Below are 3,527 nucleotides of genomic sequence, written 5' to 3' on the forward strand. Positions count from 1 at the left end.
TTTTCCTCCTGAGAGCCAATTCCGGATAGGACACCCTGCTTCAGAGCAAGAAAGCGATCATGTGTAATCTGTATGCCCAGACGTCCTCACAGGACGAGATCCGCGCCATTGCGGAGATACTCAATGACCACACGGGCAACCTTCCGCTCATGCCGGACATCTATCCGGACTACGCGGCGCCAATTGTGCGCCACGGGCAGAACGGACGGGAGATGGTTCTGGCCCGGTGGGGCATGCCATCTCCGGCGTTTGCCCTCAAAGGGCGCAAGGTCGACCGGGGAGTGACGAACATCCGCAATACGGCATCTCCGCACTGGCGACGTTGGCTGGGCCTTTCTCATCGCTGCGTCGTGCCATTTACGGCTTTCTCGGAACAGGCGCGACAGGATGACGGTTCGTTTCATCCGGTATGGTTTGCAGCTGATGCCACGAAGCCGCTCCGCTTCTTTGCCGGGATCTGGACGTCCTGGACCTCGGTGCGCAAGCTCAAGGAAGGCGAGGTCACGACCGATCTTTTCGGTTTCCTGACCACGGAAGCCAATGGCGTAGTCGCGCCCTATCATCCCAAAGCCATGCCCGTCATTCTGGAAAGCCGCGAGGAGATCGAGACCTGGCTGACGGCTCCGACTCCGATCGCTTTGCAACTCCAGAGACCGTTGCAAAAGTCATCTCTTGCGGTTCTCCGACCAGATGAACGATCTAGCTCGCCATCTTTCCTTTGAGGCGGGCGATTAGCCGGGAGCTTCGCATCATGGCTTCATCTGCCTGATTCATGGCAGCAGCCAGATCCTCATAGTCGAACTGAACCGGATCCAACCGAGTTGGGGGCTGGAGCTGTGCACTCTCTTCCGCCAGAACAGACTGTGCCGTGAAAGGATCATTCTTACGCGGACGCCCGCGTTTTCGGCCGGGAACGGGTCGGTTGGGCGGTGTCACAACGTCGCGAAGGGGATCCAGTCCGGCAAGACCGAACAGGCGATGAGCCGCCCGGTGCGTGACTTCTACAACAATGCCCCGGTCCTGGAACACGCTGAGAAGCTGCAGCGCGCTTTTCAGTGACATGCCGAGACGATCCGCCAGCATGGACGCGGACACGAGCGGCTGGATCGCCAGTATATTGATCGCTTGGGGTGCGCGCGAATGCCGACGTTGCGCGCCGCATCTCTCTAGCGCCTGCCTCTTTGCTCGCTCCAGCTGACGTAAGAGGTCATGCGTCTCACGGACTTCGGCCAGAAGAGCATCGAGCCAGCAGCACAGCCAAGACTCAATTTCCCAGGGCGCTCCAGGCGTGACTGCTTCGATGCCGGTCAGGATTAAAGGCGTCCGGAGAATATCATGGGAGTGCCAGTAGCGGCCTAACGCTGCGCAGAAGGGAGCACGGGGACGCCCGGACTCCAGCCAGCGATGAAAAGCGATGCCTGCATTGAGGATGGGTCCCCAGCCGGATGACTGGTCGTTCAGGAACGCTTCGGCTTCGGTAATGGCATTTGTCTGCATCTCATCCGGGTGAGCATGCCAACGCCAGAGCGTAAAGGCATGAGAGGCAGCATCCACGGTCGTGCCACGCTCGAAACTGTCCTGCCCGACCACTTTCGGAGCAAGACCATGCAGTTCAGCGACGAGATACCAGGGATCAATCATCCAGCCATCGACAGCGCAGTGACGCTGGATGGCAGCCAGGCGTTGTCGGAACACAACAGCAGGCGTCACTGATGCTCCTCTCAGCGCCTGGTCCAAGCGGCCCAGTTCGAGACTGAGGCGGGTCAGTCTTTCAGCGAACGGAGGAGCAGCCACGTACTCTACGAGGCGTCGCTCTTGGAAACGTCCGCAGCATAAGAGTTCCATACGGGCTCCAGATACTCGATAAGCTCTTTCGGCAGGGGAATGGAATAATTGGTCTTAATCAGCCGGTCGCCTATCGGCTCGATCTGATCCATGGAAAATGGAGGAGCATCCTTTAAGTCTCCGACGAAAACCGGCTCGATCAGCGTCCACTTCAACCCGCATGGAGAAGTGTGTATTTTCTTAGTGTCTGAGTGCTGGAGATCCGCGGGCACTGACTTGGAGAGGCTGGCCTTCAGGGCCGCAAACGTCCGGAACCCGTGCTGTTTGGAGAGGCGTTCGAGAGCTTGCGTGTAAGACAATGCGCCAGACTGGCTTTCCTGTCGGGCCTGTCTTTTGAGTGCTTCAAGAGAAATCGTCATCTGAAATCCTCGACCGGAAAACTGAGTCACAGGGCCTGATTTGCGTCTCACTCCGAACGGGACGTTATGACAATGCGTCTGAGAGACTTTTCCGTTGTTTCACAGGCCGGAAGGCGCGTCATGTCTCTCGCCTAGGGCAGGATAACTAGCATCTTTCATCTAGACTGAACAGGATTACAATCGGTTGATTTGATCGTTAATTGGACGGGCGAACCACTGTACCCAGGGCGTAGATGAGCTGGTCACTAGACTTTCATGCGGTACGATATTTTAGCCCAACCGTTGTCCCAACAAGGGGGGATTAGCTCTCTGAGTCAGTCAGGGCCACAACGCCCTAGTTGCGTAGCAGTCGTCTGTCCATCGTCAGGACAAAATGTTGATTGCATCCATATCCGCGAACCTTTCACACAGCCCCGAAAAGAGAAAATTATTGAAAGCTTTCTTTAATAACCTTTAATAAGATTGTCTTTTCAAGTTCTTTGATAAAGGTTTGGGGCATGAAGCGAACTGAACTATCCGGTGGTGTCCGTGAGCGTCTGGTGCGTCTTCCAGTCCCTTATGAGCATCACTACGGGGTTCTTCCTCTCCCTCTTCCGGAGGAAGGAATTCCTCTTGAAGAAATCACAGCGGTGCATTCCGAAGCCCAGCTGGCATTGGGACAGGCTGATGAGATTGCACGCTCTCTCCCAGACCCTTATCAGATCAGTCGTATTCTCAGCCGCCGTGAAGCTGTCAGCAGTTCGGCGATGGAAGGAACCCATAGCACCCTGGATGAACTTCTTATTGCTGACGAAGATGACGACCAGGGGGGGCAGGTGGTTCGACAGGTTCGGGATTACGCGCTGGCTCTGGAGCGGTTCGTACCATCGGCTCTTATTGCGGGCCGTCAAATCTTTCAGGTCGATCTGATCCAGAACCTGCATCGTAGTGTACTCGGCCACGATGCGTCCTACCGGGATACTCCGGGAGATTTCCGACAGGAGGTCGTATGGATCGGCGGCAATGGGCACATCGCCTATTCCGTCTATAATCCTCCCCCTCCGGCTGAAGTCCCTCATTTCCTGGAAGAGACCCTGGATTACATGCGGGAAGATGGGATGCAGATGATGACCCAATCCTTGATTACCCGGATGGCGTTAGCCCACGCTCATTTTGAGGCTGTTCATCCGTTCCGAGACGGGAATGGTCGCGTGGGCCGGCTCCTGCTGCCCTTGATGATGGCAGCTGAGAAACACGTTTCGCTCTATCTTTCACCGTATATAGAGCTCCACAAACAGGCTTATTATGCAGCTCTCAAACAAGCACAGCAGAAACTAAACTGGC

Annotated in this window: 4 protein-coding genes; 2 read left to right on the forward strand and 2 right to left on the reverse strand. The window is 56.0% G+C overall.

The features are described 5' to 3' along the window. Positions 1–59: 59 nt before the first annotated feature. Complete coding sequence (locus ABF859_RS15480; protein WP_346006502.1) at positions 60–722, forward strand: SOS response-associated peptidase; 663 nt, start codon at positions 60–62, stop codon at positions 720–722. Here the strand turns inward: ABF859_RS15480 and ABF859_RS15485 are convergent. Both ABF859_RS15485 and ABF859_RS15490 read right to left on the reverse strand, forming a co-directional pair. Next, positions 700–1,710, reverse strand: a complete 1,011-nt coding sequence (locus ABF859_RS15485) for a hypothetical protein (protein ID WP_415528525.1) — start codon at positions 1,708–1,710, stop codon at positions 700–702. The genes ABF859_RS15480 and ABF859_RS15485 overlap by 23 nt on opposite strands. Positions 1,711–1,799: 89 nt before the next feature. Next, positions 1,800–2,204, reverse strand: coding sequence for a glyoxalase superfamily protein (locus ABF859_RS15490; RefSeq protein WP_346006504.1), 405 nt, complete (start codon positions 2,202–2,204; stop codon positions 1,800–1,802). Between the two features lie 497 nt (positions 2,205–2,701). Here ABF859_RS15490 and ABF859_RS15495 point away from each other — a divergent pair. Then, positions 2,702–3,527, forward strand: an 826-nt coding sequence (locus tag ABF859_RS15495) for a Fic family protein (RefSeq protein WP_415528526.1), incomplete at its 3' end; no start/stop codon positions are given.

This window comes from Gluconobacter sp., from assembly GCF_047722525.1.
Taxonomy (GTDB): Bacteria; Pseudomonadota; Alphaproteobacteria; order Acetobacterales; family Acetobacteraceae; genus Gluconobacter.